The sequence below is a fragment of the Methylosoma difficile genome (assembly GCF_054657615.1).
The window spans coordinates 2,501-5,446 of sequence record NZ_BAAHYJ010000009.1 but is presented as its reverse complement, the minus strand read 5'-3'; the positions used below and the strand labels follow the sequence as shown (position 1 = coordinate 5,446).

The window sequence follows — 2,946 nt, the reverse complement described above, 5'->3', positions numbered from 1 at the left end:
TTTATGGCGCTTGGCAATTCCCTACTTTCGCATGGCAAACTGCCACACTATCATCGGCGCTAAGCGGTTTCACTTCCGAGTTCGGGATGGGGTCGGGTGGTTCACGCTCGCTATGGTCACCAAGCAAACTGGTGCGGCGGGGGCAGGCCCCGCCTCCGGCAGGCCCTGCGGCCCGCCCTGGAAATCTGTAACGGCTTCATGTCAACAAGCCCATTGGGTGTTATATGGTCAAGCCTCTCGGGCAATTAGTACACGTTAGCTCCACACATTGCTGCGCTTCCACACCGTGCCTATCAACGTCGTAGTCTCCAACGGCCCTTCAGGGGACTTAGAGTCCCAGGGAGGTCTCATCTTGGGAGGGGCTTCCCGCTTAGATGCTTTCAGCGGTTATCCTGTCCGCACATAGCTACCCGGCAATGCCATTGGCATGACAACCGGAACACCAGCGGTGCGTCCACTCCGGTCCTCTCGTACTAGGAGCAGCTTCCCTCAAACCTCCAACGCCCACGGCAGATAGGGACCGAACTGTCTCACGACGTTCTGAACCCAGCTCGCGTACCACTTTAAATGGCGAACAGCCATACCCTTGGGACCTGCTTCAGCCCCAGGATGTGATGAGCCGACATCGAGGTGCCAAACACCGCCGTCGATATGAACTCTTGGGCGGTATCAGCCTGTTATCCCCGGAGTACCTTTTATCCGTTGAGCGATGGCCCTTCCATACAGAACCACCGGATCACTATGACCTACTTTCGTACCTGCTCGCCTTGTCGGGCTCGCAGTCAAGCACCCTTATGCCATTGCACTCATTGGCTGATTTCCGACCAGCCTGAGGGTACCTTCGTGCTCCTCCGTTACTCTTTGGGAGGAGACCGCCCCAGTCAAACTACCCACCAGACACTGTCCCTAGCCCGGATGACGGGCCGAGGTTAGAACTCCGAACAGACCAGGGTGGTATTTCAAGGATGGCTCCACGCAGACTGGCGTCCACGCTTCACAGCCTCCCACCTATCCTACACAAATCGGTTCAAAGTCCAGTGTCAAGCTATAGTAAAGGTTCACGGGGTCTTTCCGTCTAGCCGCGGGGACGCTGCATCTTCACAGCGATTTCAATTTCACTGGGTCTCGGCTGGAGACAGTGTGGCCATCGTTACGCCATTCGTGCAGGTCGGAACTTACCCGACAAGGAATTTCGCTACCTTAGGACCGTTATAGTTACGGCCGCCGTTTACCGGGGCTTCGATCAAGAGCTTCGCTTGCGCTGACCCCATCAATTAACCTTCCGGCACCGGGCAGGCGTCACACCCTATACGTCCTCTTTCGAGTTTGCAGAGTGCTATGTTTTTGCTAAACAGTCGCAGCCACCTATTCACTGCGGCCCGCTTTCACGGGCATACCTTCTCCCGAAGTTACGGTATCATTTTGCCTAGTTCCTTCAGCCGAGTTCTCCCAAGCACCTTAGAATACTCATCCCACCCACCTGTGTCGGTTTAGGGTACGGCTACTTATGACCTGAAGCTTAGAGGTTTTTCTTGGAAGCAGGGCATCGAACACTTCGTCCGCAAGCGGACACGTCGTCACGCCTCAGGATTGGCTTTCCGGATTTGCCTGGAAAACCTCCCTAAACGCTTGAACCGGCACTTCCAACCGCCGGCTGCTGTAGCCTTCTCCGTCACCCCATCGCAGTCATAACCAGTACAGGAATATTAACCTGTTTTCCATCGACTACGCCTTTCGGCCTCGCCTTAGGTACCGACTCACCCTGCGTCGATTAGCGTTGCGCAGGAAACCTTGGGTTTTCGGTGTGGGGGTTTTTCACCCCCATTGTCGTTACTCATGTCAGCATTCGCACTTCCGATACCTCCAGCCAACTTTCCAGTTGACCTTCGCAGGCGTACGGAACGCTCCTCTACCACCACATTGCTGTGATCCGTAGCTTCGGTACTAGGCTTAGCCCCGGTAAATCTTCCGCGCAAGCCGACTCGACCAGTGAGCTATTACGCTTTCTTTAAAGGATGGCTGCTTCTAAGCCAACCTCCTGGCTGTCTATGCCTTCTCACATCGTTTCCCACTGAGCCTAGATTTTGGGACCTTAGCTGACGGTCTGGGCTGTTTCCCTTTTCACGACGGACCTTATCACCCGCCGTGTGTCTCCCGTGTATTACTTGTCGGTATTCGGAGTTTGCATCGGTTTGGTAAACCTAGACGGCCCCCTAGCCGAAACAGTGCTCTACCCCCGACAGTGTCCGCACGAGGCGCTACCTAAATAGCTTTCGAGGAGAACCAGCTATCTCCGAGCTTGATTAGCCTTTCACTCCGAGCCACAGCTCATCCCCATCTTTTTCAACAGATGTGGGTTCGGCCCTCCAGTCAGTATTACCTAACCTTCAGCCTGGCCATGGCTAGATCGCCCGGTTTCGGGTCTAATCCCAGCGACTTGACGCCCTATTAAGACTCGCTTTCGCTACGCCTCCCCTATCCGGTTAAGCTTGCCACTGAGATTAAGTCGCTGACCCATTATACAAAAGGTACGCAGTCACATAACAAGTATGCTCCCACTGCTTGTACGCATACGGTTTCAGGATCTATTTCACTCCGGTCTCCCCGGTTCTTTTCGCCTTTCCCTCACGGTACTGGTTCACTATCGGTCAATGAGGAGTATTTAGCCTTGGAGGATGGTCCCCCCATGTTCAGACAAGGTTTCACGTGCCTCGCCTTACTCGTTTTCATGTCGGCAGGTTTTCGTGTACGGGGCCATCACCCTGTATCGCCGGACTTTCCAGACCGTTCCACTAACTTTGCCGCCACTTAAGGGCTGTTCCCCGTTCGCTCGCCGCTACTAAGGGAATCTCGGTTGATTTCTTTTCCTCCGGGTACTTAGATGTTTCAGTTCCCCGGGTTCGCCTCCAGCAGCTATGTATTCACTGCAGGATACCCTTGCGGGTG

Annotated in this window: 2 rRNA genes (1 of these 2 running past the window's edge); both read right to left on the bottom strand. The window is 54.6% G+C overall.

Annotated elements, in window-relative coordinates:
• Positions 1-8: 8 nt before the first annotated feature.
• Positions 9-124: ribosomal RNA gene (rrf, locus tag ACYQ1O_RS16855) — 5S ribosomal RNA — on the bottom strand.
• Positions 125-224: 100 nt separating this feature from the next.
• Positions 225-2,946, bottom strand: a 23S ribosomal RNA gene (locus ACYQ1O_RS16850) (it continues 129 nt past the right edge of the window).